Origin of the sequence: Geobacillus sp. G4 (assembly GCF_040327975.1) — a bacterium.
GTDB lineage: Bacteria > Bacillota > Bacilli > Bacillales > Anoxybacillaceae > Geobacillus > Geobacillus thermoleovorans.
The window spans coordinates 51,909-76,798 of record NZ_JBEPJY010000004.1 but is presented as its reverse complement, the minus strand read 5'-3'; the positions used below and the strand labels follow the sequence as shown (position 1 = coordinate 76,798).

Here is a 24,890-nt window from a genome sequence, read left to right as displayed (position 1 = left end):
GGCCATCCATTGAAAATGAAAAACGCCGGCGCCAGCACAAACAGCACTAGCGTCCTGCTTTCTGCCCACGTTGCAGGCGCACGTACCGCCCTGCCATCCAAAGCCCCCATATGTTTCCGCCAAGCCAAGTGGCGAGCCAAAGAAGGCGCGGGGAAACAGCCAACAGTACGAGATGGAATACCGTATTTTGCCCAATCAGCAGAATGGAAAGCAACCGAACCGCCGCAGCATCCGGTTGCGCCTGCGGCAACGGGTACAGCCGCGGCCATAGCGAATAGCGATGATGGGAAGGCAGCGCGGCCAATTGAACAGCGGTCGCGTAAAGAAACAAAAATGCGATGGCCGCCCGCCCGTATTGGTGATCGATCACAGCCAACATGAAGCCTCCAATCGCAGTGAGACGGACATACAGACCAGCATACCCGCCGGCGCGCAAAAACGTGCGGGCATACAAATGAAAAAACACATGCCGCTTGTCGTACGGAATCAAAGCGAGCAGCGAATCAAGCCAGCGCCGCCGCTTTGCCGCCTCCCGCCATTCCGGAACGTCGGTAAACAAGTTGGCCAGCCGGTAAAACGCCGTGGCCGCTCGCTGTTCTTCCGCGATGATCCGTTCCCATTTCCATGTTTTTCCTCTCGTCAACCGTGACAAACAGATGGACAGAACGGCCATCAAACCGACCAAAACGACAAAAAATGGCCATGGGGCCGCAACCAGCACCAAATAAACGAACACCGCCGCTAGGATGAAACGCGTAAATGCGCCAAAGCGATGAAAAGACGGATCGGCGATGTAGCTTCCTTGCCAACTGGCCCATAAGCTCCATCCTTTGAAGCAGAAAAGACCGAACAAAAAAAGCGGCCATGACACCGGGGAAAAGCGAGCATGCAGTGGACCCGCCAACAGCAAAAGCAAAGAAAGGCCGTACGCCTGCCATAACCATGAGACGAAAAACGCCCGCTGAATATACGGACCGAGCCGTTCTTCCGCCGGCAATAAAAACACCGTATCCGCCTCGCGGAACAAGGTGCGCACCGATCCAGCGGCCGCCGCCCAGCCGAACACGACCGCCGCAATAGCCGGATACGGAAACGAGTCAGGAAGCGCCGCCGCCCAGCGCTCGTACATCACCGCTATGCCGCCAAGCACAATGATCAAACCGACGAGCAAATGGTCGTTGAACATATAGCGCAAGTAGCGGATCCGTTTTCGCCATTCCAATTGGAAACGCTGCTTCCAAAGACGGCGGGCGTCAATCATGGCGCATCGTCCTTTGTCAATTCGACGTACAGTTCATCAAGCGACGCCCCCCGCAGCCCGAACTGGCGGCGAATGTCATCGAGCGTCCCTTTGGCCTTGACGCGGCCGTTGTGCAAAATAACGAATGAGTCGCAATACCGCTCTGCCGTCGCTAAAATGTGCGTCGACAGCAAAATGCCCGCCCCCTTCGCTTTCTGTTCATTCATTCGCTCAAGCAGGGCGTGAATGGCAAGCGGATCGAGGCCGAGAAACGGCTCATCGATGATATAAAGCGGCGGTTCAAGCAAAAAGGCGCATACAATCATGACTTTTTGCTTCATTCCTTTCGAAAAATGAGCCGGAAACGAGGAAAGCCGCCGCTCCAATCGAAACTCGCGAAGCAGCGGCGGAAGGCGGCGTTCATACTCTGCTTCGCTCAACCCGTACGCCATCGCTGCTAGACGCAAATGTTCCTCAAGCGTCAATTCTTCATACAACACCGGCGTTTCTGGGATATAAGCAAACTGCCTTCGATACGTTTCCGGCCCGTCCGCAAGCCGATAGCCGTTAATGGAAATCGCGCCGCGGCGCGGTTCCATCAAGCCGATAATATGTTTGATCGTCGTGCTTTTGCCGGCTCCATTTAGGCCGATCAAGGCGACCATTTCGCCGCGGTCGACCACAAACGTCACGTCTTCAAGCACGTTTTGCGCCGTGTAGCCTCCGGATAGATCCTTCACTTCTAAAAGCGTCATCGTCCGCTCCCTTTCCGTTCTGGCCTTTGTCCCCATTGTACCAAACTATAGCCTCGCTTACCAAAAAAGATCACACCGTTCTTTTGCATAAACTCACTCAAGCCGGGCATGATAAATAGCGAAGAGGGGATGAGGAATCAAAAAGTTGATGAACGATCCATCCGAAATGGGGTGTTCGTCAAAGACACCGTTGTGAGCCGCAAAACGTTGTAAACGTTCCTAGGAAGCGACCATCGCATTCGTTGCTGGGAAGCAACGAGCCTGTCCAAAGGGGATGGTCACGTTGAACAAAGGAAGCGCTCACGCCGAACCAATTTTTGCTACAAATGGGGTGTTCATCAAACGCACATTTGCTTGAATCATCCTCTCCCCTTTTCACCAACCGGGATGTAACCTGCGTTGCGGGATTACATCCCGGTTTTTTTATGGTAAAATGAAGAAAATAGGAAGGAAAGGGTGACCACAGTGAGCGATTGCATTTTTTGCAAAATCATTAACGGCGAATTGCCCGCGGCGAAAGTGTACGAAGACGACCATGTGCTCGCGTTTTTGGACATCAGCCAAGTGACAAAAGGGCATACGCTTGTCATCCCGAAAGTACATACGGAAAACATTTTCACCCTCACGTCGGAGGCGGCCGGCCAACTGTTTCGCGCAGTGCCGACGATTGCCAATGCACTCAGGCGAGCATTTTCCCCGGTCGGGCTCAACTTATTGAACAACAATGGCGAGCAAGCGGGGCAGACGGTGTTCCATTACCATCTTCACCTCATTCCACGCTACGGCAAAGGGGATGGGTTTGGCGCGGTCTGGAAGTCGCATGCAAGCGACTATACGCCCGCTGACCTGCAGGCGATCGCGGCCGCCATTCGCGAGCAGCTCGGCTGATCTCCCGTTGTTGAACAGCAGAAAGGTCAAGCCCACAAATAAAAAAACGGAAGCAGGGATGTTCTGCTTCCGTTTTTTTACTGTTTTCCTTGCTGCTCGATCACATCTTGCAAATCTTTGTCTTTGATCTCAACACCGGCATCTTTCACCAATTTGTCCACTTTTGACTGCATCGTCGCAGGATCAAGCTTGTTCCGTTTGACTTCAAACGCAATTTCGTCTTTCATTTCGTTGAACGACTTTTTCTTTTCTTTGTCCGTCACTTTAATGATATGGTAGCCGTAATCCGTTTTCACCGGATCGCTCACTTCGCCGACTTTCAGCTTATAGGCGGCTTCTTCAAACTCCTTGACCATTTTCCCTGGGCCAAACCAGCCTAAATCGCCGCCGTTGGACGCCGAGCCTGGATCTTGGGAGTATTCTTTGGCCAACTTGGCGAAATCCTCGCCTTTATCAAGCTTCGCCTTTACTTCTTTTGCTGTTTTTTCATCTTTGACCAAAATATGGCTGGCACGAATTTTCGGCTTGTAGTTGTCATAATACTCCTTCAGCTCTTTCTCCGTCACTTTTATGTCTTCAACGGCCGCTTTCGTCCGCAGCAAATCGAGCTTGACCATTTCGCGGATCACTTTTTCTCCGTTCTGCTGCACGGCCAAATCATATTGCGTTCCATACGCTTCCTTGATTCGTTCGATTTCGCGGTCGATCTCTTCATCGGTTACCTTGTATTTTTTGCTCAACACTTTTTCGTCAATCAAATCACGAAGGACGGATTTGCCGACGCGCTCTTTCATCTCATTATAAAATTCGTCTTTCGTAATATTGCCGTTTTTCGTTTCCACAATCGCTTCCGAACCGTCGTTGCTGCAGGCCGACAAAGCCATGAGCGAAACGACGGCAGCGGCCATCATCCATTTTTTCATTCGCTTCACAACTCCTACATCTTTTTTCGATTGAATGTTCCCACGCTTTCAAGCGGCGCAGATCGAATGGCGCCCAAGAAACAACATGCTCGCCTCTTCAGCCACGACAATAACTATACCATATTTCCAATGAAAAAAAAACCTCTTTCCGCTTTAGTCATCCGCCCATAACATGCACGCTTGCCATACATATGATGAGGATGAAGCGCTCGACAGGCTTCTTCTTGCCGAAAGGGGGTGTTACGATGAGCGCACCTTATTCCGGAGGCTTTGCGTTGATTGTTGTGCTGTTTATTTTGCTAATCATTGTCGGCTGCGCCTGCGTCATCTACTAAACGAAAGAGGGTGCTCCCGCAAAAGGAGCACCCTTTTTTGCCGCCTTCCTTGAAACGAAGGGAGAGGCAACGACAATGGAACTCGCTCCATCAAAAGAAAAACATAACAATCCCCGCATCAACCGTCAGAGCAGGGAAAAGTCATGTAAACAACACTTCAAAGTAAGAAGAGATTAATAAAATCGTAATAAGGACATTAATCGTGCGAAAAACCGCCGGCTGCTGCTCCTCCGGGATGTCACGCTGCGCGCAAAGCGAGTGTGTGAGCTGGTTGATAAAAAATAAGACCGTAACCGCCAGGAGGATGAAATAAAGCACCAAAACTGTTCCCCTCCTCTTTGATCTTCACCAAACGCCGCCCATGGCTTTAACTTTACATCGTTCATGGCTGGAAATCAATCATTTTTCTTTTTCCGGACACAAACCGATTTTTCTATTGGTGAATGCGCACAAATTCGGTAAAATATACGTAAAAACGGTCACATTTTCGTCACCAAAAGGAGCACGATATATGGAATCGTTGGAAAAGCGAGTGGCCAAGCTGGAATTTCACCAGTCTCTGCTGATGGAAATGATCGACGAAACGAAAAAACCATTTTATTCCCTCATCATCCGCGCGGATTTGACCAAAGAAGAAGTCGACGCCTTCTTGGCGTTTTGCCAAGAGCTTGCCGACCAATACGAACAGCAAAAAGCGGAAGGGTTGACAATTTTCACTCCCCTGCTCGTGCAGTTTGCTGGGATGCTTCATCCGAACCTTCCGCTGGAACAGACAGTTGATGCTCTTTTGGCCCAACAAATGTTTGTCCCGCTGATGACCGAGCTGAAAACGCTCATTCGCACCATCAGTTAGCCTGGCTGGCCAATTCTTTCTCGTGCTCTTCCGTTTTCGGCTTTCGCTTGACAAGTTTGCCGTCCTGCTCGATAAAATCTTCTTTAATGTTTTCAAACGCCCGCTCAAAAATTTCCATGAAATCATCGCCATAAATGTTGCGGACGATGCACATCATTTCTAAAATTTCTGGAAACTTTCCGTACAACTCGCGCAACGGCAACGCCCCATTGAAAACGGCATTTTTCGTCGGGTCATACGTCTCCATCAGCTTCATCAACACTTCTTCTCCTTTTTCCGTCAACTCAATGTACGTATTGCGCTTGTCATCCTGTTTTTTGGAAAACGAAAGCAATCCTTTTTCTTCTAATTTCTTTGAGAAGTTGAACGCCGTCGACACATGCATCACACCGAACTTGGCGATTTCCGAAATCGAGGCTCCTTTGAAGTGGTAGGCGATCCATAAAATGTGATGTTCGTTAATGTTCAAGTCAAACGGCTTGATCCACCGCTGCCAATCTTTTTCAATCGATTTCCATAGCGCTTTGCTCAGCTGGGCAATTCGTTGGCTGAATAACATCGCCTCTTTGATGGAATAATGCTGTTCTGTCGCTTTCATCGTTCCACCCACTCTTCCCTCACCGTATTTTTTACTCTCCATTATATCAATAAAACAAAAAGGAATAAAGACAAAAGTATTTATTTTTATGATTTTTTTTGCATATTCATAGTAGTAAGCATAAGGCGCTTGGCGCATACAGGAGGAGAATGCCATGGTGTATATACAATGGCTGCTTATCGCTGTCGGATTCTTATTTTTCTGTCTTTTTATAAACGCATTTTTCGCCTTATGGAAAGCGCGGGCGTACCCGCCGAAAGCATTGCTGAAAGAACGGACTTTGCGCTATATTGGAATAGCGTTCATTTGCTTGCTCACCGCTTGGCTTCTCAGCTATGTCTAATACGCGTTAAAAACAAATGGAGCATAAGTATTTTTTTCCTACTCTCTCTTTGATAGCAAAAAACCCGACCAGCAATGATCGGGTTTTTCGCCGTCTACACGTGCGCTGTAACGTTCATCCGTCGGAAAATCGACGATGCGATCGGATAGATGATGGCCATCGCCACTGCGTTCAACGCCGCTGTCGGCAGCACGATGGTGACAAACAGCGCCGAAAACGTCGCTCCGCCCGGCAACCCGACAAGCAAGAGCGCCGCAGCCAAAAACACCCCGCCGGAAATGACCGTGCCGACTGCCGCCAGCACTGAAGCCCCAATGACCGTTTGGCTGTATGCTTTCATCAAAGTCGCTAGGGCAAACACGACAAAGGCGGTGATGATCTTATCGATCATATTCGGCAGCTGTCCGCCCGGGAACGTCGTCGTCATGGCTGAGATCAAGCCAGTGACGACGCCGACAAGGCCGACCGCTTTGACGTTTGGAAAAAGCAAAATCGCCAAAAACATCATCGCCAGCATCATATCCGGCTTCATTCCGAAAAACAACCCCGGAATGACCGCGTGCAACACGGCTCCGATTCCGACTAACAGCGCCATCGATACTAATGCTCTCACATTCATGCTCATCTCTCCTCATCTCTCCTCGTCTATATCTTTTGCTCGAGAATTTTTCTATCATTATATCACTTTGCAGTGTAAAAGTGAAGAAGAAATTTTCAGGCAAAACGGCGGCGGAACTCGTTCATAAACGACGCGAGCGCTTCGCACGCCTCAAGCGGCACCGCGTTGTAAATCGACGCCCGGCAGCCGCCAACCGATCGGTGCCCGCCGAGCCCGACAAACCCGCGTTCTTTCGCCTCGGCGAGGAACGTTTTCGTCAGCTCCTCATTTGGAAGCGTAAAGGTGACGTTCATGAGCGAACGGCTCCCCTTTTCGGCGTGCGGTTTGTAAAAGCCGCCGCTTTCATCAATCGCCTCATACAGCACGGCCGCCTTTTGCTGGTTGCGCTCTTCCATCGCCGCCACACCGCCTTGCTCTTCGACCCATTCGAGCACGAGCGACAGCATGTAAATCGCAAACGTCGGCGGCGTGTTGTACAGCGAATTGCTCTTCTGGTGCGTCCGGTAATCAAGCATCGTCGGCAGCCCGTCCGGAATGCGCTCAAGCAAATCGTTGCGGAGAATGACAACCGTGACTCCTGACGGGCCGAGATTTTTCTGCGCCCCGGCGTAAATGAGGGCAAATTGACTGACATCGAACGGACGGCTTAAAATATCGCTCGACATATCCGCGACCAAGTCAACCGGCGTGTTTGGAAATTCCTTCCATTGAGTGCCGAAGATCGTGTTGTTTGACGTAATATGGACATAGGCGGCGTTTTTCGGCCATTGGACGTCATCAAGCGGCGGAATGTATGTGTAGTTCGCTTCTTTGCTCGAAGCGACGACCGTTGTCAAACCGATTTTTTGCGCTTCTTTCAGCGCTTTCTCCGACCATGCCCCGGTCAGCACATAACAGCCGATTTTCCCTTCCGTGAGGAGGTTCATCGGCACCATTGAAAACTGCAGGCTCGCCCCGCCTTGCAAAAATAAAATGTCATATCCGTCCGGCACATTTAGAAGCCGCTTGAGCCGCTCTTTCGCCGCATGATGGACAGCCTGGTATTCCTTGCTTCGGTGGCTTAATTCCATAACCGACATGCCGGTGTTTTGAAAATTAAGCAGCTCTTTTTGCGCCCGTTCAAGCACCGGAAGCGGCAGCGCTGACGGGCCGGCGTTGAAGTTGTACGCGCGTTTCATTGTCATCCCTCACTTTGCCTCCTGGTAGTCCATTGATATTATTATCCTAGCACGATTCGCAAAAAAAGAAAGAGAATTTTTCGAAAAAAACGCTTTCAAACGAAATCTTCCAAAAAAAGAAAGCCCCTGCTATTGCAAGGACTTCGCTTGTTTCCGCCGCTCGCGCTCCTTTCGGATGCGCTCCATGTAAATCTCCCCTTCTTTTTCAATGAATGCTTCGTCGATTTCCCGCTCACGCGCCGCCGTTTTTACGGTCATATAGCCGCTGAAAATAATGCCGGCAACAACCAAATACACCCACCAAGGCAAACTGAGCATCGCCATTCCCCCTTGTATGCTTGTCTTGTACTTAGTACACTATACGCGCAACAAGGGGGCAGTATGCATGGAGAAAGAGGCGGGAAAGCCGCCTCTTTCTTAGGGACAACGCTTATGCTTCGTTTCGCTTCTTCTTTGTTTTCTTCTTCGCTTTCTTCCACTGTCGGCGCAGCTCGTTCAACTCTTCTTTCGCCTGTTCATACTGAGTCGTCGGGACGATTTCAATGATCGGTTCGATCATGATCATCCCCCCTTTTTCCGCCCCTACTCTTTACTACCCGGATTTTTTGGCTTTGAAACAGACAAAAACGCTGGTTTGTAAAACGAGCGGTTGTCAAGGGCAAAAACGCGTTCCGTAAACTCGCCCGGCTTCACCTTCTCGAGCGCGCGGTCGATCATCGTAATTTTCGCATCCAAATTGTCAATGTAATGAAGCACCTCAGCTTCTTTGACGAGCGGCGGCTTCGGGCTGCCCCACTCCGCCTTGCCATGATGCGCGAGCACAAGATGCTGCAAAATGACAACTTCTTCACCTTGAATGCCGAGCTGTTCCGCCGCCTTGCTGATCTCGCTCACCATGATCGAAATGTGTCCGAGCAAATTTCCTTCAAGCGTATACGCCGCCGATACCGGACCGGATAGTTCAATCACTTTGCCAAGGTCATGCAAAATGACGCCGGCATAAAGCAAATCTTTATTGAGCGACGGATAGAGATGGATGAGCGCCTTGGCGAGCTCGAGCATCGACACGACGTGGTACGCCAGTCCGGAGATAAATTCATGATGGTTTTTCGTCGCCGCTGGATACTCAAAAAACGCCTTTTCGTATTTTTTCAACAAATAGCGGGTAATGCGCTGGATGTTTGGATTTTCCATCGCAAATATGTATTCCATGACTTTCGCCTTCATTTCCTCGCGGCCGAGCGGAGCCTTCTCCAAAAAGTCATCGATGCGCACGGCATCGCCCGGATGAGCAGGACGGATCGAACGGATGCGCAGCTGCAATTTGCCGCGGTAGTTATGGATGTCTCCCGCCACTTTGACGATGCACTCCGGCACATACCGCTCTTCGTCATCCGGCGAGACATCCCACAGTTTGGCTTCAATGTCGCCGCTTTTATCTTGCAAAATCAAAGTTAAGAACGGCTTGCCGTTGCTGGCGATGCCTTTCGTTGCTGATTTGATGAGTAAAAAGAGATCAACTTGTTCCCCAACCTCATAATGGATGATGCCTTTCGCCACTTCGTTCTCCTCCGTTTCTCTGTACGTACTTTCTAGTATATCATAACGGTTAGAGGGCAAAAAGAAAGCCTTGCCGAAACGGCAAGGAAACATTGGCCCAAACGCCCCGTCACGCTGTTTATTTTTTTGTTAGCTGAATGGCCCGTTTTATATCCTTGAAAATGTTCATTCGTCCATACATCAGCACACCGCCTCGATACACTTTGGCGCCAAAATAGATCAGCAAGGCAATCGTCGCCGCTAAAAGCACAAGGCAAAGCGCCACTTCCCACCCCGGCACGGAAACGAGGCCGATGCGCAAAAACATGAGCATCGGAGCGAAAAAGGGAACAAACGAGGCGCCGGTCACGAACGCCGACTCTGGCGCATTCAAGCCAAACATCGCGATCATAAATGCAGCGACAACCAACATCATGACCGGCGTAATCGCCGGCTGCACATCTTCGACCCGGCTGACGAGCGAACCGAGCACGGCAAATAGCACCGCATACAAGAGGTAACCGAGCAAGAAAAAAACGAGTGCATACACAAATATCGATGCCGGCAGGTGGTCAAATCCGAGGAAACGCCACACTTCCTGCCCGCTCGTTTTTAACGCGGCGAAAGCGACGGCGAAAAAAACGAAAAATTGCGTCAAGCTCACAAGAGCAACGCCGATGATTTTGCCAAACAGCTGTTGGACCGGCGGGACGCTTGACACTAAAATTTCCATCACGCGCGACGATTTTTCCGTCGCCACCTCCGTCGCAATCATTCCTCCATACATCAAAACAAACATATACATCGCGAAAAGAAGGACATAAACAAGAGCGCGCGCTTGGTTCAACTCCTCTTCCGTCTTCGCGTTTTTTTCCAATGCCACCTTTTGGAACGGAACCGGTTTGTAAAGCTCTGCCATTTGTTCATCCGTCAGGCCGAGCTTAGCGGCTGAAAGCGCTGTTTTCAGCTGGCTTAGCGCTCGTTTGAGTTCCTCAGGCGTCTGATTGTCCACAATCGTATTGGCATAATACACCGCTTCCGGCAATCCTTCCGCATCCATGGACAATACGAGCAATCCGTCCCATTTGCCTTCTTTGACTGCTTCTTTCGCTTCGTTTTCCATATCCGTAATTTTCGTCAACGCGATTTGGTCATGGCTTACCTGCTTCTCAAGCGGACCGTACAAAGATCCCGTGCGGTCAATGACCGCGACATGAGTCTTTTCATCACCGGTGAAAAACTCGATGATCGGCTGAATGTTGGCCACCCCGATGATCAACAGGCAAGTGATGGCGGTTGTCACAAGAAATGCTTTCGCCCTCAGCTTCGTTCCATACGTATGCCCCGCCACAAGGAAAAACTTATTCATACGCCGCACCTACTTTTTCAATAAAGATATCATTCAGAGACGGTTCTTCCAAGGCAAACAGACGAACCGCGACTTTTCCTGCTATATGGCCGAGTATCGCTTGTGCCGTCTCCTCATTGGCGATTTGCAGCCGCACCCCTTCCGCAGTCCTCTTCCACTGCAAAACGCCAGGAAACCGCGCCAATTCTTCAAACGGCCCGTCCCCTTGAATAACAAGGATTTGTTTGCCAAACGAACGTTTCAGTTCACGCAGCGCTCCAGCCACCACCGCGCGGCCGCGGCGCAAAATGCAGACATGTTCGCACAGCTCTTCCACATGTTCCATCCGATGACTCGAGAAGACAATGGTCGTGCCGTTCCGTTTTAAATCAAGCACCGCTTCTTTCAACAGTTCAACGTTCACCGGATCAAGACCGCTGAATGGCTCATCCAAGATTAATAGCTTCGGTCGATGAAGCACAGCAGCGATAAACTGGATTTTTTGTTGGTTGCCTTTCGACAGCTCCTCCACCCGCTTGTTGGCATAATCGCGGATATGGAAGCGCTCAAGCCAGCGGTCGATTTCTGGAAGAATATCCGTCTTCTTCATTCCACGCAACCGCCCTAAATACAAAAGCTGCTCTTGCACTTTCAGCTTCGGGTACAACCCGCGCTCTTCCGGCAAATAGCCGATCAGATGGCCTTTCGAGTAATCAATCGGTTCGCCTTGCCAACGGATCACCCCTTCCGTCGGGAGCAGAAGGCCTAAAATCATGCGAAAGGTCGTCGTTTTTCCCGCTCCGTTCGCCCCAAGCAATCCGAACATCTCCCCTTCTGGAACCGTCAACGTCAAATGGTCGACGGCCGTCGCCTGACCAAACCGTTTCGTCACCTCAATGATCTCTAAACTCATCCACATTCCCCCAACGTAAAACAAATTTTCCATCCACATTATTAAAACGTGCAGTCTCAAAAAAAGTTTCAGACAGAAGCAGGAATTTGCCTATCAAACCTCTAAATGAAAGAGAAATGAATGATGATTCAGCGAAAGGAGATGGTGACATGCCGATGTATACGTTGACCGCTTTTGAGCGCGACGGAGAAAAATTGCTCGATGAAACGTTTGAAGCAGCCAATGATGAAGAAGCGAAAAAAATCGGTGAACAAAAGCTGCGCGAGCGCGGCTGTTGGGACAAAACACACCGTTGCGTCAATGCCAGCGGCAAGCTCATTTTATTTCACCGCTAATCAAAACACCCCGGGGTTGTTCCCGGGGTGTTGTTATTTATCCAAATATTTCCTTTAATATATTGATTTTCTCTTCCGTATATTCGGCGAAATGCTCGTTGTACACTTTCGGCTCTTTGGGGTTCGCCTGGCGGGTGATTTTCCGCGTTTTCGGATCGACAAACTTGCTTGATGCCCCGCAGCCAAGGCCGATGATCGACTGCTGCTCTTCCATGATCATAATGTTGTATATGCTCTCTTGACCTGGCAGCGCGTAGCCGACGTTTTCAAGGTTGCCGAGAATGTTTTTTTGTCGATACAAATAGTAAGGGACATAACCGTGTTCCTTTGTCCATTCTTGGGCAGCCTTCATCATCGCCTGCACTTCCTCGCGGCTGGCGACTTTGTACTTTTGTTTGTTCTTTGTCATTTCCGACGCCCGTTTAAATGACAGCGTGTGGATGGTGAGCGATTCCGGCATGAGCCGCTCCGTCTCGGCGAGCGTATGCGTAAATTCCGCCAGACCCTCGCCGGGCAGTCCGATGATTAAATCCATATTAATGTTGTTCATACCCATTTGCCTTGCTAAATGAAACTTGTTGATCGTCTCTTCGACCGTATGATGGCGCCCGATCGCTTTTAACGTCTCCTGAATGTAGGATTGCGGGTTAATGCTGATGCGGTCGATCCGCCACTTTTTCAACACTTCGAGCTTCTCCAGCGTAATCGTATCCGGACGCCCGGCTTCGACCGTGATTTCGCGGACGCGGTCGACGTCTGGAAATACGTCATACATATGAGCGTACAGCCGGTCCATCTCGTCGGCCGTAATGCTCGTCGGCGTCCCGCCGCCGTAGTAAATCGTTGTGATGCGGATGCCGCGCTCGCGCAAAAAGCGGCCGACCGCCTCCATTTCGTAATGAAGGCCGGCCAAAAAGGCGTCGACCGACCCTTGGCGGCCGTTGATGGCGTACGCCGGAAATGTGCAATAGGCGCATTTCGTTGGGCAAAATGGAATGCCGATATAGATGCTCACTTCGTGGGCCAAATCGTATAAATCCGGAACGACCGTGAGCTGACGATCCACGATCGCTTGCATTAATTCGATTTTTTCGTTTGTCACTAAATACTCTTCAGCCAGCTTCCGGTGCGCCTCTTCTTTCGAAAGGCCTGAGCGCAAAAGCTGATGAAGCAGCTTGACCGGACGAACGCCGGTCAGCACGCCCCACGGCTGAATGAGGCCGGTAGAACGCTCAAGCAACGTCAAATAGACATGCAAAACGGCGTTTTTCAGCTGTTTTTCGTACGTTTTCCCGTCAGCATCCGCCGGCGTGCTGCATTCATGACTCGCTTCCTCAACGCGCCCGGACGTCTTGTCGAGAAGCGTCCCAGAAACAGCGATGCACCCGTCTTTCTTGACGGAAAACATAACGGCCATATCGGCCTCGGGAAGCGGCGCGAGCGACAGCTCCGGCGCTTCGAAGAACAGCTCGGTCATCACTTCGAGCGGGCGCTGAAACCGTTCCGGATGCGGCAGTCCTTGAATTTCGATCCGCACGTTCATCACCTTTTCTTTCAAACTTCTTTCAGTGTACTGAACGGCTGTTTCCTTCGTCAAGCGGAAGAATGCACCTTTGCCGCCGACTTTATGGAAATGACTCTCGCCCGGCCAACTAGATTAAAAAAGCCGGACATTCGCTCCGGCCTCATTTTTATGATTTTCGTGAAAACGGCAAGCGCCAGTTGTCCGCTCACGGTTCGCTCCCCGTTCAAGCTGCTTACTGTTTCGTTTTGAGTTTTTGCAAAAACTCGATCCGTTGCTGTTTGCGGAAATGTTCTTTCACCATGTAGGCGACGCCGAGCTGTTCGTTCGAACGCGTCACCCAGTCGGCCGCCCGCTTCACCTCAAGCGGTGCGTTCCCCATGGCGACGCCGAGCCCAGCCGCTTCAATCGCCGGCAAATCGTCAAGGCCGTCACCGATCATCACCGTTTCTTTCAACGATACGCCGATATGTTGAGCCAGCCGGCGCAACCCCGCGAGTTTAGACACTCCTTGCGGGACAATTTCCATTTTTCCGTTTGGCTGCATAATCATATCAATGGACGGAATCGATTTCGTCAATAAAGCGGCCGCTGCATCCCTCTCTTCGTCTGTAGCAAAATATACATCAATTTTCGGCACAGCGATCGGTTCGTCGATCAGCACATCGCCAAGTGAATCGACAAATTGGGTCGGATAGAAAAACGGGTCGCTTGAGGAGAGAACCGTTTGCACGACAAGGTTTTTCTTCACTTTCTTCCGATTGCCGAGCGAATACCGCTCATGCATGAGGCGGATGTTGCAGTTGAAGTTTTCCAAAATTTGCACGATATTAAACGTTCGCTCCTCAGGGATCACGGCGTCAAACAGCCTATCATCAAGCGTTCTGGCAATCATCGCTCCTTGGAATGCAATGAGCATCCCATCAAGCCGCAGCGCTTTCGCCACTTTGCGGGCGGAAAGCAAATTGCGGCTCGTGATTAACGTAACATAAACTCCTTTTTTCTTCACATAGTCGACCGCCTCTTTTGTTTCGCGCGGCAGGCGGCCGTTGTTTTTTAAAATCGTTCCGTCAATGTTGAGCGCCAACAGCTTATACACGGCTGTCTCCCCCTTTTGTCCGTCTCAACCTCTCTTGCCGCCGCCAGCAAGCTGGCGGCGGCTTTGCATTCCTTATCATTTTCATGACTATGACGAAACGGACAAAAAAAGAACACCCGACCGGGTGTTTTTCCTATCTTCCTTCCATGAATGAACGGTGCAACTCCTCAAGCGGCTTCATGGCGATTTGCTGAACCTCGGCAATGGTCATGCTCATTTGCTGCTCGAGCGCCATCAGGCGGGCGAGTTTCTCGTTTTGCTGGGCGAGCGCCATCGCCTTTTGCGCCTGTTCGATTTCATCAGGCAAAATGGCCGCCCCGCGCATCTGTTTTTCATGGAGCTGAAGCTGGATGTCGCGGACATTCGCGAACATTCGATAGGCGGTTTCATCTCGGCGGACATCTTCGTATGCCCGTTTCAGCTGCTGAAACGGCTCGCTCGCCCGAATCGCCTGCTCAAGCTGTCTAGCGAGCGCATGAAGGGGTTCAGACATAAAAAGAGCCTCCTATACGAATATCGTTCACGTTCTAACGTATGCGCCATCTGGCGGCGATATGCCACAGCCTACAGCCATAAGCCAATGACACCTTGAACGGCGCCGATCAGCCCGCCAAGCAAAGCGCCCAAATACGTAATCATCTTTAGTTCACGGCGGGCGATCGATAAAATGATCGCTTCCAATCGTCGTAATGAAAACGACTCCACTTGGTCGCGGACAATATCCGCCAACCCAAGCTGTGCAACAATCGCCTCGATTTTGTCGCTTAACAGGCAGCTGACCGTTGCCGCCGCCTGCGGGATGAGGCGGTCAAACAATGGTTGCCCGTACGGAGCGATCAGCTCATCAAGCGGGCGATGCAGCCAGCCGCCGCTTTGCACCAAGCGGCGGGCAGCCGACCGCACCGCTTCATCGATGCGCCGGCGGCCGATCATCTCTTCCACGGTTGCGAGCGGATAGTCCAACCATTTGTTCCACTCCGTCCAAAGAAGGCGGGAGAGCACCTCTCTTGTGCCAGCATGGCGCAAAAATTTACCGAGCTCCGCCTGCACCTTATCGACGAAATTGACATTGCCAAGCAACATCTGCAGCATATTTCCAACCATCCCGCGCTCTTGGAAAAAACGCTCGATCATGCTGGAAATCTGCTGCTTTCCCTCCTCGCTGCGAAAGTAGTCAAGCGTCCTGTCGGCCAAATAACCCGCTAGACTTTCGACGCGCGCTTCCATCGTCTGCTTCAACTCCGCTGGCAATACATCGCGTATCGGCCGCAGACGCCACGTTTCGCTCCACCGTTCATACGCTCGCTCAGCTTGCTCGGCCGCCATCGCTTCGAGCCGCTCGGCGGGAGAGCGAATACCGAGGCGTTCAAGCAACTCAGCCGGCGTTTCTTTGCGCGCAAGCCACTTTCGAAGCCATTCCCGCCCCCACTCGGCCATCTCGGCCGTAAAGGACGGATCCATGAGTTTGCGCCGCAATCCTTCCGGCGTCACCAAATGCTCCACGACCGTTTTCCCGAGCTGTTCGGCCAGCTCCCGCCGCCGCTTTGGAATCAATCCCGGCGTAAACGGCAGCCGTTTTCCAAACACGTACATCGGCTCATATGGGCGAAACAGCATCACGATGGCGATAAAATTCGTCACCCCGCCAATGAGCGCCCCGACCGCCACCATAAACAGCAAATAAACGAACGTTTCCATCCTCTTCTCCTTCCGTCCCCGCCGCTGTCACCAAACGGCGTCCGTCATCATACGATGGCGATATAAACGTTTGCCTAATTGTTCATTATAGAGCTTGCCTGACGAATGCGCAAATGAGGGACTGCGATGAGCAAACAACGAACGATGGCTGTGCTGACGGAAATCAATGAAACAAGTGAACGGGCTGCCTTTGGATCCATCCATCATTTTTGCGAGGAATTGGCGGCATATGCTAGAAAGCGTGGTCTCTTTTTTTACGTGTCCTCGCCGGCGCTTTACTTAGAGGGAGTCGGCTATCAGTGGACCGAAAGCGGATGGGGCAAGCGGGACGTGCCTCCAGCCGATGTCGTTTACAATCGCCTTCACTCTCGCAAGCTCGAACGCTCCCCTTTGTTTGCCGAGCTGCTCGCTCGGCTTGCCGAAGAAAACGGGATGATGTTCAACCATCGCTTTTTGCATAAATGGGAAGTGCACTGCCATTTTGAGCGGCACGAGTACTTGCACCCGCACTTGCCGAAAACGGCGCTCTGGAGCGGTCAACATACGCTTGAGGCGTTCCTTGACGCTTTCCCATCCGTCTTTCTCAAGCCGATCTATGGCAGCCAAGGGCGAGGGATTTTCTGCCTCCAACATTCGGACGACGGAATTTGTCTTCGCCATTCCACTTCCGCTTCAACGGCCGTATATCGTTCGATGGACGCTTTAGCTTCCGCTTTGCGGCAACAAATCCGAACGCCGATGATCATCCAACAAGGGCTTGAGCTTCGCACCCTCGACGGCCGCCCGGTCGATTTTCGCCTGCTTTGTCATCGCGCCCGCCACAATGATTGGCGCGTCACTTCCGCCGTCGCCCGCGTAGCGCCGCCCGATCAGTTTGTCGCTAACCTTGCCCGCGGCGGAGAACTGATGGCGGTCAATGATGTCTTGCGGAAGTGGTATACGAGAGCTGACGCGTTCCAGCAAAAACAGCTTCTGAAAGAAATCGCACTGGAATCCGCCGCCGTTCTCGCCTCGGAAGCGGAGGGACTGTATGGAGAGTTTGGCGTTGATCTTGCCATTGACATCCAGGGCCAGCCGTGGATCATCGAGGTGAATACGAAGCCGTCGAAACAGACGGATATGGCCGCTTCCTACCAATCGGTCCGCCCGTCGGCGAAGGCGATCATCGACTATAGTTTGACATTGATGGAGGAAAAGGAGTGAACCGTTTTGCTTTCACTCGGTTTTGTCACCCTTGACGAACAGCAAGACCACACGTATTGCACTGAGGTGGCGAAATGCGCCAGACGCTACGGCATTTCCGTCTGCCGCTTTTCGCCGCTTGGCATCGATCCGCAGACGGAAAACGTCCGCGGCTTTCTCTTTCAAGAGGAAACGAACGAATGGACAAACGCCGTCTTTGCCATTCCGCCATTTTTATATGACCGCTGCTTTTACGGCAATGATGAGCGGTCCAAAAAAGCAAAACCGATTATGAACTGGTTGAAGCAGCGGCCTGACCTCACGTTTTTAGGCTATGGCCTGCCGGGCAAATGGGACGTATATGAAGCGCTCTCCTCTCACCCGCTCTTGTCCGCATACGTGCCTCCGACTGTCCGGCTTGAGCGCGCCGATGATGTGCTTGCGCTTCTCCGCCGCGAACAAGCCGCCATCGCCAAGCCGGTGCACGGCTCCGGAGGACGCGGTATTTGCATCTTTCAAAAGAAAGGGAAGGCGCTGTCCGTCCAAGACAGTCACGGTCAAGAACAGGCCGTCATTGCCCGCCGAAGCGAGCTGGAACAGCTCCTCGCCTCTTGGAGCCGCCGCGGCGAGTATGTCCTGCAGCCATTGCTTCAGCTATCGACCCCGGAGGGTGAACCGTTTGACCTCCGCATTCTTTTGCAAAAGGATGAAAACGGACGCTGGGTGGAGCGGGTGCGGGCCGTGCGAGTCGGCCGACCGGGGGCATGGGTGGCCAACGTCCGCGCCGGCGCGGACATTCGTCCGTTTTCCGAGTGGCTCGACCGCCTTTCCTCTTCAAAACGTCTCTTCGTGCTCGATGGCGTTGAGACGATCATCCGCACGCTGCCAGTTTATATGGATCACACGTTCGGTCCTTTGTTTGAAATCGGCTTGGATCTTGGTGCAACCGACAACGGGGCGGTGTGGATTTTGGATGTCAATTCCAAGCCGGGGAGAAAAGTGGCGCATCTTCTGCCCCCGGAGCAACAAAACGAACTGTACGAAGCGCCGCTTCGGTATTGCTTGTTTTTGGCCAGAGGGGGGAAAAGCCAATGACCTACACGTTGATCATTGACGAACAACAAACAAATACGGTGATTCTTCCCGCCACGCTCCAAGCATCTAGGCAAACATCAGCCGCGTTCGGCAGCCTTGTCACCCCATGCCGGGTCATTTCTTCCCCCCGTCTTGTCGACCGTGTGATTGTGGCGCATGACGTTGCCCGATGCTTGTCGATCCCATTTGCCGCTGACGTTCATGTCTTTTTGACCGATGAAGCTGTTCACTTCGGGCCGCTTGTCGGCATTTTGACCGCCGGATTCACAAAGTCGCTCCACCGCCCGGTCGGCAGCCGGAGCTTCTTTTTTGCCAAGTTGCTGGCGCAAGAAAAGCAAGTCGGCGGATTTGCCTTTTTGTTTGGCGCGCCCCATATTGACTGGGAAAACGGCATGACGAACGGCTATTTTTACACAGAGCGCGGCTGGGAACGCCATACGGTGCCGTTGCCGAATGTCGTTTACAACCGGCTGCCAAACCGGCGCGTCGAAAAGGAGGAAACGTTTCAAACGATGACGAAGACGCTGCAAACCACCTACGGCATCCCGATCTTTAACGGGTGTTTTTTCAACAAATGGGACATTTACCGCCGGCTCGCTGCCCATCCGAAGGCGCAGCCGTATTTGCCGGCGACGTCCGCCCACGTGACGCAGCACACCATTGAGCAGTTTCTTGCCCGCTACCGTGAAGCGTACATCAAGCCGGCCGACGGCAGCCTCGGCCGCGGCATTTATCATTTAGCGAAAAAAAACGCCTATGAATGCCGGTTCCGCGATGAAAGCGGAGAAATACAAACAGTGCTGTTTCCCACCGCCATGGCGGTGTGGCATCATTTGCTCGCCCATGCGCCGCTTCACCGCTATGTCATCCAACAAGCGGTTCCGCTTCTTGCCGTCAACGGCCGACCGGCTGATTTCCGCGTTCACGTTAACAAAAACGAACACGGCATATGGCAAGTGAGCGCCATCGCCGCCAAAATCGCTGGAAAACAAAGCATCACGACCCATATGAACAGCGGAGGCATCGTCAAAACGCTGGAAGAAATTTTCCCGGATGCCGCCGAGCGCGAAATCATGCTCGCCCGTCTTTCTGACGCCGCCCTTACGCTCAGCCGTTGCCTTGATGAAGCATCAGAAACGTTGATCGGCGAAATCGGTTTTGACCTTGGTGTTGACCAACAAGGAAGGATTTGGATGTTTGAAGCCAATTCCAAACCCGGACGGTCGATTTTTAAGCATCCAAAATTAAAGGACGCAGACGAACGAACAGCGCGGTTGCCGCTCGCTTACGCCGTCCACCTCAGCAAAACAGCCATCACCGAACCCGAGGCGCTTTGGCCATGCTGACGATCGGCTACCGTCCTGACACCGGCGAGTGGGTGTGCAACAGTCCGGGCGGCCCTTATCGATTCGGCAGCGGCTGGGTTGCTCCCGCCGCTGTCCTTCCCGATCTCGTCTTTCCCGTCCGCGAGCAAGATGGACGGGTGGGACCGCTCGTCGGCGTGCTGGTCAGCGCCTCGTCCCTTTCCGCTTTGCTGGCTGGGAAAAAGCCGTGGCTTGAAACCGTTATCCGCTCCATCCACAAAGCCGGCGGCATCTCCGTCGTCAGTGCGGCCGCCGGCATCGGAGAGAAAACGGTCTCCGGATATCTATTCGTTCCGACACTTCATCGTTTCATCGAAGCGGCCGCTCCACTGCCCGATGTCGTCTACAATCGAGTAAAAAGCCGCGAAGAAGAAGAAAGCGAGCCGTTTCAAACGGCGGCTGCCCAGTTGAGCGCCCATGGCGTTCCACTTGTCAACCGCTCTTTTTTCCGCAAATCGGACGTTTATGACGCGCTGCGGTCCGACCGCCGGCTCTGGCCGCATCTATTGCCGACGGCGCCTGTCCAAACAGCGACCGATCTTCGCGCTTGGCTCCGCCAATACAGCTGCATTTACTTGAAGCGGGATGACGGCGCCAGAGGAATGGGGCTGTTTCGTCTCACCGCCTTGTCAGAGACGGAAGCCATTTGCGAATATCCGGGCGGCCAAAAACGGTTCTGCTCGCTCGATGCGCTCGCATCACTCATTCAGTCCGGCCGCTACATCGCCCAAGCATTGGCTGAAACGGACGAGTGGAATGGACGCCGCTACGATTTGCGCGTGCTCGCCCATTGGCACAACGGCCGCCATACGATCACCGGCATCGGTGTTCGTTCGGCCGACGTCGAGTCAGTGACGACCCATGTGTTTCATGGCGGAACCATCCTCCCGTACAAAGAAGTCAAGGAACGCATCGATGAAGCGGCGCTCGAGCGGCTTATTGCCTTGAGCGGCGCACGCCTTGGCGAACGGTTTGGCTTTGTCGGCGAGTTTTCCGCCGACATCGGCGTCGGAAGCGAACAGCAGCTTTACATTTATGAAATCAACGCCAAGCCGATGGTGTTTGATGAGCCGGAGATTGAGGCACGGCGGCTTGAGAGGCTCAATCAGCTGTTTGCCGAGCTCGCTCATCGTACGCCATAGCTAGAAACTGGCCGCTGTAGCGAAGCGCCTGGCGGAACACAGCATCAACCGCTTGTTTGGCGGCTCCATTTAAGCTTTGGCAGACGTTCTGGCATAACATCGCTTTTTCCCACTCAGCCGCCGCCATGGCTTGCAAGAGATCACAACGAGGTGCGCCTGCTTTGCTTTGCTCTCTTTCCGCTCGACCGTCGGCGTTAGCCCCAGCAACTAAATAATGCACGTATTGCCAAAGTTTACGCTGCCGCTCGGCTTCAGCCAAATAGACCGCCCATGCCTCATCCGTTTCCATCTCAGCGAGCTGCCGGGCTTTTTCTTCCGCCGCGGCGGTTGTTTCGAGCAATTTTTTGATCAGCATGATCATCGCGTGCCGCCCCTTTCTTCCCGCTTGTCCTCTTTCATCCATATGAATGGCATGGATAGCGTATGCCTCTTTTGGACAAACTTTAGGAAAAACGATGAGAGGAAGGAGCGAGATGATGGAACGAAATGAAGCCGAGCGCCGGGATTCATTGTACGAAGGACGCGATGAATACTATATGGACATCGACCGCATGATCAACGAAGGGATGGCCGGAGGTGCTGTGTACGGCCACGGCGATGACGTCAACATTGAGGAAGCGCGCGATCTTGTCAAAGAAGAGCCGCCGTACGAAGCCGGCCAGTAAACGGAGCCGATTTTCCCGCCTCGGGAAAGTCGGCCTTTTGTTTTATGAAGCCTCTCCGCTAATGCGTTAGGCAGGGATCGTTCGAAACGACCGCTGTTGGCCAAGCCGCCCGTTCATCCTGCGGCTTTCCCGCTTTCATCCATTGTCTTTCTTTCCATTCGCGGAGATTTGGTATAATGAAAACAACGCCGATTCCTCTTCGGCGTGACATCATCCTTGACGGAAAGTGGTGCGCCGCGATGCTAAAAGAGCTCGAATCGCTTTATGAAGGGGACATCGTCATCAACGGTCAGCCGGAACACCCCGAAGATTACGAATGGTTTTATACCGCCGATGGCGATGAGATCGGCATCGCCAAGCATCGATTGACAGAGCAGGAGCGGCGATTGCTGGCGCTTTTTTTCACCCCCGCCGAGCGCCGACGCGAACCGGAAAGCGAAGAGGAGCGGGCATGGAAACGATGGATGGCAACCGGCGACCCAGCCGCGCTCGCTCGGCTCGCTGCTCCGTATTGCCGGTTCATTCATTTTACAGCCAGCCGGCCGATCGCCAACAAAGAGGAGTTTGCTGACGCTGTTCGCGGCTTATTTTCCTCCCCGGTTGCCATCGTCTGGGAACAAGATCGGCGCGGGCTGATCGTCGAAGCGAAACAAAAGCGGACGACGGAGCCGCCTTCGTTAGCGGACATGGCTGAGGCGCTCGCCGCTGATTTTTATACTGCCATTCATTTATTGATCGGCCCAATCCGCTCCGTCGATGAACGGCTATATGAATCGTTTCTCCTTGAAAAAGAGTGTTTTTCCGCCGCTCGGCGCTTTTGGCCGAAACGAACGGTGTACGAATGGGAAGACGTCATTCCGCTTCCGCTCTTTGAAGAAGGAGCAGTCAGTGAGAAAGCCCGCCGGACCCTCTCGTTTCTTGACGGATTCGACGAGGAGGAAGTGCGGGCGATGGAGACGTTTTTGCAATGCAACTTAAACGTCTCGATGGCAGCGAAAAAGCTGTATATGCACCGCAATAGTTTGCAATATCGAATCGATAAATGGACGGAGCAAACTGGTGTTGACATCAAACGGTTCAAAGGGGCGGCAGCCGTCTATTTGGCTATCTTGCACCGGCGCCGTTCGTAATCCCCCGCTTTTTTGTCATGTCGCCGAAAATCGGCGGCATTTTTTGTGCACCTCGTCCATTTACGAATGTTCCTATTTTTCTATACACTAATGGCAAGAAAACGATTTCGGCGATGAGGAGGATGGTTATGGCAGAACTCATTCTTGATCATATTTACAAAATTTACGACAACAATGTGGTCGCCGTCAAAGACTTCAATTTACATATTCAAGACAAAGAGTTTATCGTATTTGTCGGCCCGTCCGGCTGCGGCAAATCCACCACGTTGCGGATGATCGCCGGCCTTGAGGAAATTTCCAAAGGCGATCTTTACATCGACGGCAAACGAATGAACGATGTGCCGCCGAAAGACCGCGACATCGCCATGGTGTTCCAAAACTACGCTCTGTATCCACATATGAGCGTCTATGACAACATGGCGTTCGGTTTAAAACTGCGCAAATTCCCGAAAGCGGAAATTGACAAACGCGTCCGCGAGGCGGCGCGCATTCTTGGGCTCGAGCAATATTTGGACCGCAAACCGAAAGCGCTCTCCGGCGGGCAGCGGCAGCGCGTGGCATTGGGACGGGCCATCGTCCGCGATGCAAAAGTGTTTTTAATGGACGAGCCGCTCTCGAACTTGGATGCGAAACTGCGGGTGCAAATGCGCTCAGAGATCGCGAAGCTCCATCAGCGCTTGGAAACGACGACCATTTACGTCACCCACGACCAAACGGAAGCCATGACAATGGCCACCCGTCTTGTCGTCATGAAAGACGGCGTCATCCAGCAAGTCGGGACGCCGCGCGAGGTATACGAAAAACCGGAAAACATTTTTGTCGGCGGCTTTATCGGTTCACCGGCCATGAACTTCCTTCGTGGAACGCTGCAAGACGGCAAGTTTGTCGTCGGCCAAACATCGTTTGGCATTCCGGAAGGAAAAATGAAAGTGTTGCGTGAGCAAGGGTATGTCGGCAAGGAAGTGATTTTAGGCATTCGTCCGGAAGACATTCACGACGAACCGCTCTTCCTTGAAGCATCTCCGGCGACGAAAGTTACCGCTCTCGTCGAAGTCGCCGAGCTGCTTGGCGCTGAATCGATGATCTATTTTAGCATCGACAACCAAGAATTGGTCGCTCGCATCGACGCCCGCACGGAAATCAAGCCGGGCCACCGGATTGACCTGGCGCTTGATATGAACAAAGCGCATTTCTTTGACGTTGAAACGGAACGGCGCATCCGGGCGGCGGATGAAAAGTAACCCCCCATTGTTGTTCATATAGATTCATTCGAAGGCGTTCCGAAAAAACGGAACGCCTTTCCTTTCCACTCCATCAACAGCCTTATTCCTTGATAAAACGCACTTCCTCCTCATGGCAAGTCGGACAGTAAAACAAATGAACACATTCATGATTCGTATACGTGCGCAAATAGCCGTCGACAAGCTTCATGACGTCCGCATCCATGTACGGGCTGTAGTCATCGAAATAATCTGTAACTTTCCCATGATCTTCCATTGGTTGCCGGCAGTAGCTGCAATACACCGTCACCCGGCGCAACCCGTTGCACAGCGGGCATACATTCATGCTGCTTCCTCCTCTAAGATGTTCCTTATCTTTACATATTCCCTAATGGTGACGGCGGTAAAACGTTAAAAATTCCCATATTCTCACCATGCATAACAGGCAAAAAACGTCCCAAACTATGAGTACCGCCAGCGAAATCACTCATCCGTTGCAACAGGGACGCTGGCGAAGCCAAAGGCGGGTGGGCCGGTGGGTTCAGCCAAGCTTGGCACACGCCTTGCAGCGTGAAGTGTTGGTGCAAATCCAACCATCCCAACCATCAAAAATTTTTAAGAGGAGATGATCAACGATGGCACGCAACAATAACAACAACCAACTGTTAGTCGCTGGTGCTCAACAAGCCATTGATCAAATGAAGTACGAAATCGCCCAAGAATTTGGTGTGAACCTCGGCGCTGACACGACTTCTCGCGCGAACGGTTCGGTCGGCGGCGAAATTACGAAACGTCTTGTCGCCATGGCTCAGCAACAACTTGGGGGCCAATTCGGCAACATTCAATAACCGCCTTAACGAACAACTTCATATAGATGGCAAACGCCCCGGGCAGTCAGCCCGGGGC

General features: G+C 52.4%; 31 protein-coding genes. 13 read left to right on the top strand and 18 right to left on the bottom strand.

Going from position 1 to position 24,890, the window contains the following annotated elements; genetic code table 11:
* Positions 1 to 46 precede the first annotated feature (46 nt).
* Both ABS784_RS06465 and ABS784_RS06460 read right to left on the bottom strand, forming a co-directional pair.
* Positions 47 to 1,261: an ABC transporter permease gene (locus ABS784_RS06465; protein WP_020278962.1), complete on the bottom strand. Its 1,215-nt coding sequence runs from the start codon at positions 1,259 to 1,261 to the stop codon at positions 47 to 49.
* Positions 1,258 to 1,995, bottom strand: a complete 738-nt coding sequence (locus ABS784_RS06460) for an ABC transporter ATP-binding protein (protein ID WP_011230161.1) — start codon at positions 1,993 to 1,995, stop codon at positions 1,258 to 1,260. Before ABS784_RS06460 ends, ABS784_RS06465 begins: the two co-directional genes overlap by 4 nt.
* A 465-nt stretch (positions 1,996 to 2,460) precedes the next feature.
* Here ABS784_RS06460 and ABS784_RS06455 point away from each other — a divergent pair, with 465 nt between their 5' ends.
* Positions 2,461 to 2,883 (top strand): HIT family protein, encoded by a 423-nt coding sequence (locus tag ABS784_RS06455; RefSeq protein ID WP_014194996.1) that lies wholly within the window; start codon positions 2,461 to 2,463, stop codon positions 2,881 to 2,883.
* A gap of 77 nt (positions 2,884 to 2,960) precedes the next feature.
* Here ABS784_RS06455 and ABS784_RS06450 read toward each other — a convergent pair whose 3' ends face one another.
* The gene (locus ABS784_RS06450) at positions 2,961 to 3,806 is read right to left on the bottom strand and encodes a peptidylprolyl isomerase (protein WP_021322512.1); all 846 of its coding nucleotides are present in this window, start codon (positions 3,804 to 3,806) and stop codon (positions 2,961 to 2,963) included.
* Positions 3,807 to 4,051: 245 nt separating this feature from the next.
* Here ABS784_RS06450 and ABS784_RS06445 point away from each other — a divergent pair, with 245 nt between their 5' ends.
* The gene (locus ABS784_RS06445; protein WP_021322511.1) at positions 4,052 to 4,141 is read left to right on the top strand and encodes a YjcZ family sporulation protein; all 90 of its coding nucleotides are present in this window, start codon (positions 4,052 to 4,054) and stop codon (positions 4,139 to 4,141) included.
* 141 nt (positions 4,142 to 4,282) lie between these two features.
* Here ABS784_RS06445 and ABS784_RS06440 read toward each other — a convergent pair whose 3' ends face one another.
* Positions 4,283 to 4,462 (bottom strand): hypothetical protein, encoded by a 180-nt coding sequence (locus tag ABS784_RS06440; RefSeq protein ID WP_011230158.1) that lies wholly within the window; start codon positions 4,460 to 4,462, stop codon positions 4,283 to 4,285.
* A 190-nt stretch (positions 4,463 to 4,652) separates the two neighbouring features.
* On the opposite strand from ABS784_RS06440, the gene ABS784_RS06435 reads away from it, so the two are divergent.
* Positions 4,653 to 4,994 carry a YhaI family protein gene (locus ABS784_RS06435; protein WP_011230157.1) on the top strand — a complete coding sequence of 114 codons (342 nt, stop codon included), beginning with the start codon at positions 4,653 to 4,655 and terminating at the stop codon, positions 4,992 to 4,994.
* Here the strand turns inward: ABS784_RS06435 and ABS784_RS06430 are convergent.
* A complete protein-coding gene (locus ABS784_RS06430; RefSeq protein WP_011230156.1) occupies positions 4,987 to 5,592 on the bottom strand; it encodes an HTH-type transcriptional regulator Hpr in 606 nt (201 codons plus the stop codon). The two genes, ABS784_RS06435 and ABS784_RS06430, sit on opposite strands and share 8 nt — an antisense overlap.
* A 154-nt stretch (positions 5,593 to 5,746) precedes the next feature.
* Between ABS784_RS06430 and yhzF the strand changes: the two genes are divergently transcribed.
* Positions 5,747 to 5,935: a membrane protein YhzF gene (gene yhzF, locus ABS784_RS06425; RefSeq protein WP_013146234.1), complete on the top strand. Its 189-nt coding sequence runs from the start codon at positions 5,747 to 5,749 to the stop codon at positions 5,933 to 5,935.
* Positions 5,936 to 6,029: 94 nt separating this feature from the next.
* Here the strand turns inward: yhzF and ABS784_RS06420 are convergent, their stop codons facing one another.
* The 7 genes from ABS784_RS06420 to ABS784_RS06390 form a co-directional block, all read right to left on the bottom strand.
* Positions 6,030 to 6,554 (bottom strand): tryptophan transporter, encoded by a 525-nt coding sequence (locus tag ABS784_RS06420; RefSeq protein WP_011230154.1) that lies wholly within the window; start codon positions 6,552 to 6,554, stop codon positions 6,030 to 6,032.
* Positions 6,555 to 6,649: 95 nt separating this feature from the next.
* The gene (serC, locus tag ABS784_RS06415; RefSeq protein WP_352511968.1) at positions 6,650 to 7,732 is read right to left on the bottom strand and encodes a 3-phosphoserine/phosphohydroxythreonine transaminase; all 1,083 of its coding nucleotides are present in this window, start codon (positions 7,730 to 7,732) and stop codon (positions 6,650 to 6,652) included.
* Positions 7,733 to 7,861: 129 nt separating this feature from the next.
* Positions 7,862 to 8,050, bottom strand: coding sequence for a sporulation YhaL family protein (locus tag ABS784_RS06410; RefSeq protein WP_011230152.1), 189 nt, complete (start codon positions 8,048 to 8,050; stop codon positions 7,862 to 7,864).
* 112 nt (positions 8,051 to 8,162) lie between these two features.
* On the bottom strand, positions 8,163 to 8,291 hold the full coding sequence (locus ABS784_RS06405) for a hypothetical protein (protein WP_014194989.1): 129 nt from the start codon (positions 8,289 to 8,291) through the stop codon (positions 8,163 to 8,165).
* Between the two features lie 23 nt (positions 8,292 to 8,314).
* Entirely contained in the window at positions 8,315 to 9,292 is a 978-nt protein-coding gene (yhaM, locus tag ABS784_RS06400; protein WP_011230150.1) for a 3'-5' exoribonuclease YhaM, read from the bottom strand.
* Positions 9,293 to 9,410: 118 nt separating this feature from the next.
* Positions 9,411 to 10,640, bottom strand: a complete 1,230-nt coding sequence (locus ABS784_RS06395; RefSeq protein WP_011230149.1) for an ABC transporter permease — start codon at positions 10,638 to 10,640, stop codon at positions 9,411 to 9,413.
* Positions 10,633 to 11,532 carry an ABC transporter ATP-binding protein gene (locus ABS784_RS06390; protein ID WP_011230148.1) on the bottom strand — a complete coding sequence of 300 codons (900 nt, stop codon included), beginning with the start codon at positions 11,530 to 11,532 and terminating at the stop codon, positions 10,633 to 10,635. Before ABS784_RS06390 ends, ABS784_RS06395 begins: the two co-directional genes overlap by 8 nt.
* A gap of 149 nt (positions 11,533 to 11,681) precedes the next feature.
* On the opposite strand from ABS784_RS06390, the gene ABS784_RS06385 reads away from it, so the two are divergent.
* A complete protein-coding gene (locus ABS784_RS06385) occupies positions 11,682 to 11,867 on the top strand; it encodes a YhzD family protein (RefSeq protein ID WP_014194986.1) in 186 nt (61 codons plus the stop codon).
* Positions 11,868 to 11,904: 37 nt separating this feature from the next.
* Here ABS784_RS06385 and ABS784_RS06380 read toward each other — a convergent pair whose 3' ends face one another.
* From ABS784_RS06380 to ABS784_RS06365, 4 genes are all read right to left on the bottom strand, one after another.
* Positions 11,905 to 13,410 carry a coproporphyrinogen III oxidase gene (locus ABS784_RS06380; protein ID WP_096226288.1) on the bottom strand — a complete coding sequence of 502 codons (1,506 nt, stop codon included), beginning with the start codon at positions 13,408 to 13,410 and terminating at the stop codon, positions 11,905 to 11,907.
* A gap of 214 nt (positions 13,411 to 13,624) precedes the next feature.
* On the bottom strand, positions 13,625 to 14,488 hold the full coding sequence (locus tag ABS784_RS06375) for a Cof-type HAD-IIB family hydrolase (RefSeq protein WP_011230145.1): 864 nt from the start codon (positions 14,486 to 14,488) through the stop codon (positions 13,625 to 13,627).
* A gap of 133 nt (positions 14,489 to 14,621) precedes the next feature.
* Positions 14,622 to 14,981, bottom strand: a complete 360-nt coding sequence (locus tag ABS784_RS06370) for a YlbF/YmcA family competence regulator (RefSeq protein ID WP_021322507.1) — start codon at positions 14,979 to 14,981, stop codon at positions 14,622 to 14,624.
* A gap of 71 nt (positions 14,982 to 15,052) precedes the next feature.
* Positions 15,053 to 16,186 carry a DUF445 domain-containing protein gene (locus tag ABS784_RS06365; protein WP_023633889.1) on the bottom strand — a complete coding sequence of 378 codons (1,134 nt, stop codon included), beginning with the start codon at positions 16,184 to 16,186 and terminating at the stop codon, positions 15,053 to 15,055.
* 126 nt (positions 16,187 to 16,312) lie between these two features.
* Between ABS784_RS06365 and ABS784_RS06360 the strand changes: the two genes are divergently transcribed.
* The 4 genes from ABS784_RS06360 to ABS784_RS06345 are packed head-to-tail and all read left to right on the top strand — an operon-like array spanning position 16,313 to position 20,969.
* Entirely contained in the window at positions 16,313 to 17,389 is a 1,077-nt protein-coding gene (locus tag ABS784_RS06360; RefSeq protein ID WP_352511820.1) for a YheC/YheD family endospore coat-associated protein, read from the top strand.
* A 6-nt stretch (positions 17,390 to 17,395) separates the two neighbouring features.
* Complete coding sequence (locus ABS784_RS06355) at positions 17,396 to 18,463, top strand: YheC/YheD family endospore coat-associated protein (RefSeq protein ID WP_069304028.1); 1,068 nt, start codon at positions 17,396 to 17,398, stop codon at positions 18,461 to 18,463.
* Complete coding sequence (locus ABS784_RS06350; protein ID WP_011230140.1) at positions 18,460 to 19,809, top strand: YheC/YheD family endospore coat-associated protein; 1,350 nt, start codon at positions 18,460 to 18,462, stop codon at positions 19,807 to 19,809. The genes ABS784_RS06355 and ABS784_RS06350 overlap by 4 nt, the downstream gene beginning before the upstream one ends.
* Positions 19,803 to 20,969 carry a YheC/YheD family endospore coat-associated protein gene (locus ABS784_RS06345; protein ID WP_021322505.1) on the top strand — a complete coding sequence of 389 codons (1,167 nt, stop codon included), beginning with the start codon at positions 19,803 to 19,805 and terminating at the stop codon, positions 20,967 to 20,969. Before ABS784_RS06350 ends, ABS784_RS06345 begins: the two co-directional genes overlap by 7 nt.
* Here the strand turns inward: ABS784_RS06345 and ABS784_RS06340 are convergent.
* Positions 20,929 to 21,330: a hypothetical protein gene (locus tag ABS784_RS06340; RefSeq protein ID WP_011230138.1), complete on the bottom strand. Its 402-nt coding sequence runs from the start codon at positions 21,328 to 21,330 to the stop codon at positions 20,929 to 20,931. The two genes, ABS784_RS06345 and ABS784_RS06340, sit on opposite strands and share 41 nt — an antisense overlap.
* Positions 21,331 to 21,445: 115 nt before the next feature.
* Between ABS784_RS06340 and ABS784_RS06335 the strand changes: the two genes are divergently transcribed.
* From ABS784_RS06335 to ABS784_RS06325, 3 genes are all read left to right on the top strand, one after another.
* Complete coding sequence (locus ABS784_RS06335) at positions 21,446 to 21,634, top strand: hypothetical protein (RefSeq protein WP_011230137.1); 189 nt, start codon at positions 21,446 to 21,448, stop codon at positions 21,632 to 21,634.
* 239 nt (positions 21,635 to 21,873) lie between these two features.
* Entirely contained in the window at positions 21,874 to 22,764 is an 891-nt protein-coding gene (locus ABS784_RS06330; RefSeq protein WP_011230136.1) for a PucR family transcriptional regulator, read from the top strand.
* Positions 22,765 to 22,892: 128 nt separating this feature from the next.
* Positions 22,893 to 24,005 carry an ABC transporter ATP-binding protein gene (locus ABS784_RS06325; RefSeq protein WP_011230135.1) on the top strand — a complete coding sequence of 371 codons (1,113 nt, stop codon included), beginning with the start codon at positions 22,893 to 22,895 and terminating at the stop codon, positions 24,003 to 24,005.
* An 82-nt stretch (positions 24,006 to 24,087) separates the two neighbouring features.
* Here ABS784_RS06325 and ABS784_RS06320 read toward each other — a convergent pair whose 3' ends face one another.
* Entirely contained in the window at positions 24,088 to 24,330 is a 243-nt protein-coding gene (locus tag ABS784_RS06320) for a hypothetical protein (protein WP_011230134.1), read from the bottom strand.
* A 289-nt stretch (positions 24,331 to 24,619) separates the two neighbouring features.
* On the opposite strand from ABS784_RS06320, the gene ABS784_RS06315 reads away from it, so the two are divergent.
* Positions 24,620 to 24,832, top strand: coding sequence for an alpha/beta-type small acid-soluble spore protein (locus ABS784_RS06315; RefSeq protein ID WP_011230133.1), 213 nt, complete (start codon positions 24,620 to 24,622; stop codon positions 24,830 to 24,832).
* Positions 24,833 to 24,890: the final 58 nt, after the last annotated feature.

Excerpts from the sequence above, each read along its gene's own strand:
- ABS784_RS06465 (WP_020278962.1), bottom strand. The coding sequence starts at position 1,261 with ATGATTGACGCCCGCCGTCTTTGGAAGCAGCGTTTCCAATTGGAATGG.
- ABS784_RS06460 (WP_011230161.1), bottom strand. The coding sequence starts at position 1,995 with ATGACGCTTTTAGAAGTGAAGGATCTATCCGGAGGCTACACGGCGCAA.
- ABS784_RS06450 (WP_021322512.1), bottom strand. The coding sequence starts at position 3,806 with ATGAAAAAATGGATGATGGCCGCTGCCGTCGTTTCGCTCATGGCTTTG.
- ABS784_RS06445 (WP_021322511.1), top strand. The coding sequence starts at position 4,052 with ATGAGCGCACCTTATTCCGGAGGCTTTGCGTTGATTGTTGTGCTGTTT.
- ABS784_RS06435 (WP_011230157.1), top strand. The coding sequence starts at position 4,653 with ATGGAATCGTTGGAAAAGCGAGTGGCCAAGCTGGAATTTCACCAGTCT.
- ABS784_RS06430 (WP_011230156.1), bottom strand. The coding sequence starts at position 5,592 with ATGAAAGCGACAGAACAGCATTATTCCATCAAAGAGGCGATGTTATTC.
- yhzF (WP_013146234.1), top strand. The coding sequence starts at position 5,747 with ATGGTGTATATACAATGGCTGCTTATCGCTGTCGGATTCTTATTTTTC.
- ABS784_RS06420 (WP_011230154.1), bottom strand. The coding sequence starts at position 6,554 with ATGAATGTGAGAGCATTAGTATCGATGGCGCTGTTAGTCGGAATCGGA.
- serC (WP_352511968.1), bottom strand. The coding sequence starts at position 7,732 with ATGAAACGCGCGTACAACTTCAACGCCGGCCCGTCAGCGCTGCCGCTT.
- ABS784_RS06410 (WP_011230152.1), bottom strand. The coding sequence starts at position 8,050 with ATGCTCAGTTTGCCTTGGTGGGTGTATTTGGTTGTTGCCGGCATTATT.
- ABS784_RS06405 (WP_014194989.1), bottom strand. The coding sequence starts at position 8,291 with ATGATCGAACCGATCATTGAAATCGTCCCGACGACTCAGTATGAACAG.
- ABS784_RS06395 (WP_011230149.1), bottom strand. The coding sequence starts at position 10,640 with ATGAATAAGTTTTTCCTTGTGGCGGGGCATACGTATGGAACGAAGCTG.
- ABS784_RS06390 (WP_011230148.1), bottom strand. The coding sequence starts at position 11,532 with ATGAGTTTAGAGATCATTGAGGTGACGAAACGGTTTGGTCAGGCGACG.
- ABS784_RS06385 (WP_014194986.1), top strand. The coding sequence starts at position 11,682 with ATGCCGATGTATACGTTGACCGCTTTTGAGCGCGACGGAGAAAAATTG.
- ABS784_RS06380 (WP_096226288.1), bottom strand. The coding sequence starts at position 13,410 with ATGAACGTGCGGATCGAAATTCAAGGACTGCCGCATCCGGAACGGTTT.
- ABS784_RS06370 (WP_021322507.1), bottom strand. The coding sequence starts at position 14,981 with ATGTCTGAACCCCTTCATGCGCTCGCTAGACAGCTTGAGCAGGCGATT.
- ABS784_RS06365 (WP_023633889.1), bottom strand. The coding sequence starts at position 16,186 with ATGGAAACGTTCGTTTATTTGCTGTTTATGGTGGCGGTCGGGGCGCTC.
- ABS784_RS06360 (WP_352511820.1), top strand. The coding sequence starts at position 16,313 with ATGAGCAAACAACGAACGATGGCTGTGCTGACGGAAATCAATGAAACA.
- ABS784_RS06350 (WP_011230140.1), top strand. The coding sequence starts at position 18,460 with ATGACCTACACGTTGATCATTGACGAACAACAAACAAATACGGTGATT.
- ABS784_RS06345 (WP_021322505.1), top strand. The coding sequence starts at position 19,803 with ATGCTGACGATCGGCTACCGTCCTGACACCGGCGAGTGGGTGTGCAAC.
- ABS784_RS06340 (WP_011230138.1), bottom strand. The coding sequence starts at position 21,330 with ATGATCATGCTGATCAAAAAATTGCTCGAAACAACCGCCGCGGCGGAA.
- ABS784_RS06335 (WP_011230137.1), top strand. The coding sequence starts at position 21,446 with ATGGAACGAAATGAAGCCGAGCGCCGGGATTCATTGTACGAAGGACGC.
- ABS784_RS06330 (WP_011230136.1), top strand. The coding sequence starts at position 21,874 with ATGCTAAAAGAGCTCGAATCGCTTTATGAAGGGGACATCGTCATCAAC.
- ABS784_RS06325 (WP_011230135.1), top strand. The coding sequence starts at position 22,893 with ATGGCAGAACTCATTCTTGATCATATTTACAAAATTTACGACAACAAT.
- ABS784_RS06320 (WP_011230134.1), bottom strand. The coding sequence starts at position 24,330 with ATGAATGTATGCCCGCTGTGCAACGGGTTGCGCCGGGTGACGGTGTAT.
- ABS784_RS06315 (WP_011230133.1), top strand. The coding sequence starts at position 24,620 with ATGGCACGCAACAATAACAACAACCAACTGTTAGTCGCTGGTGCTCAA.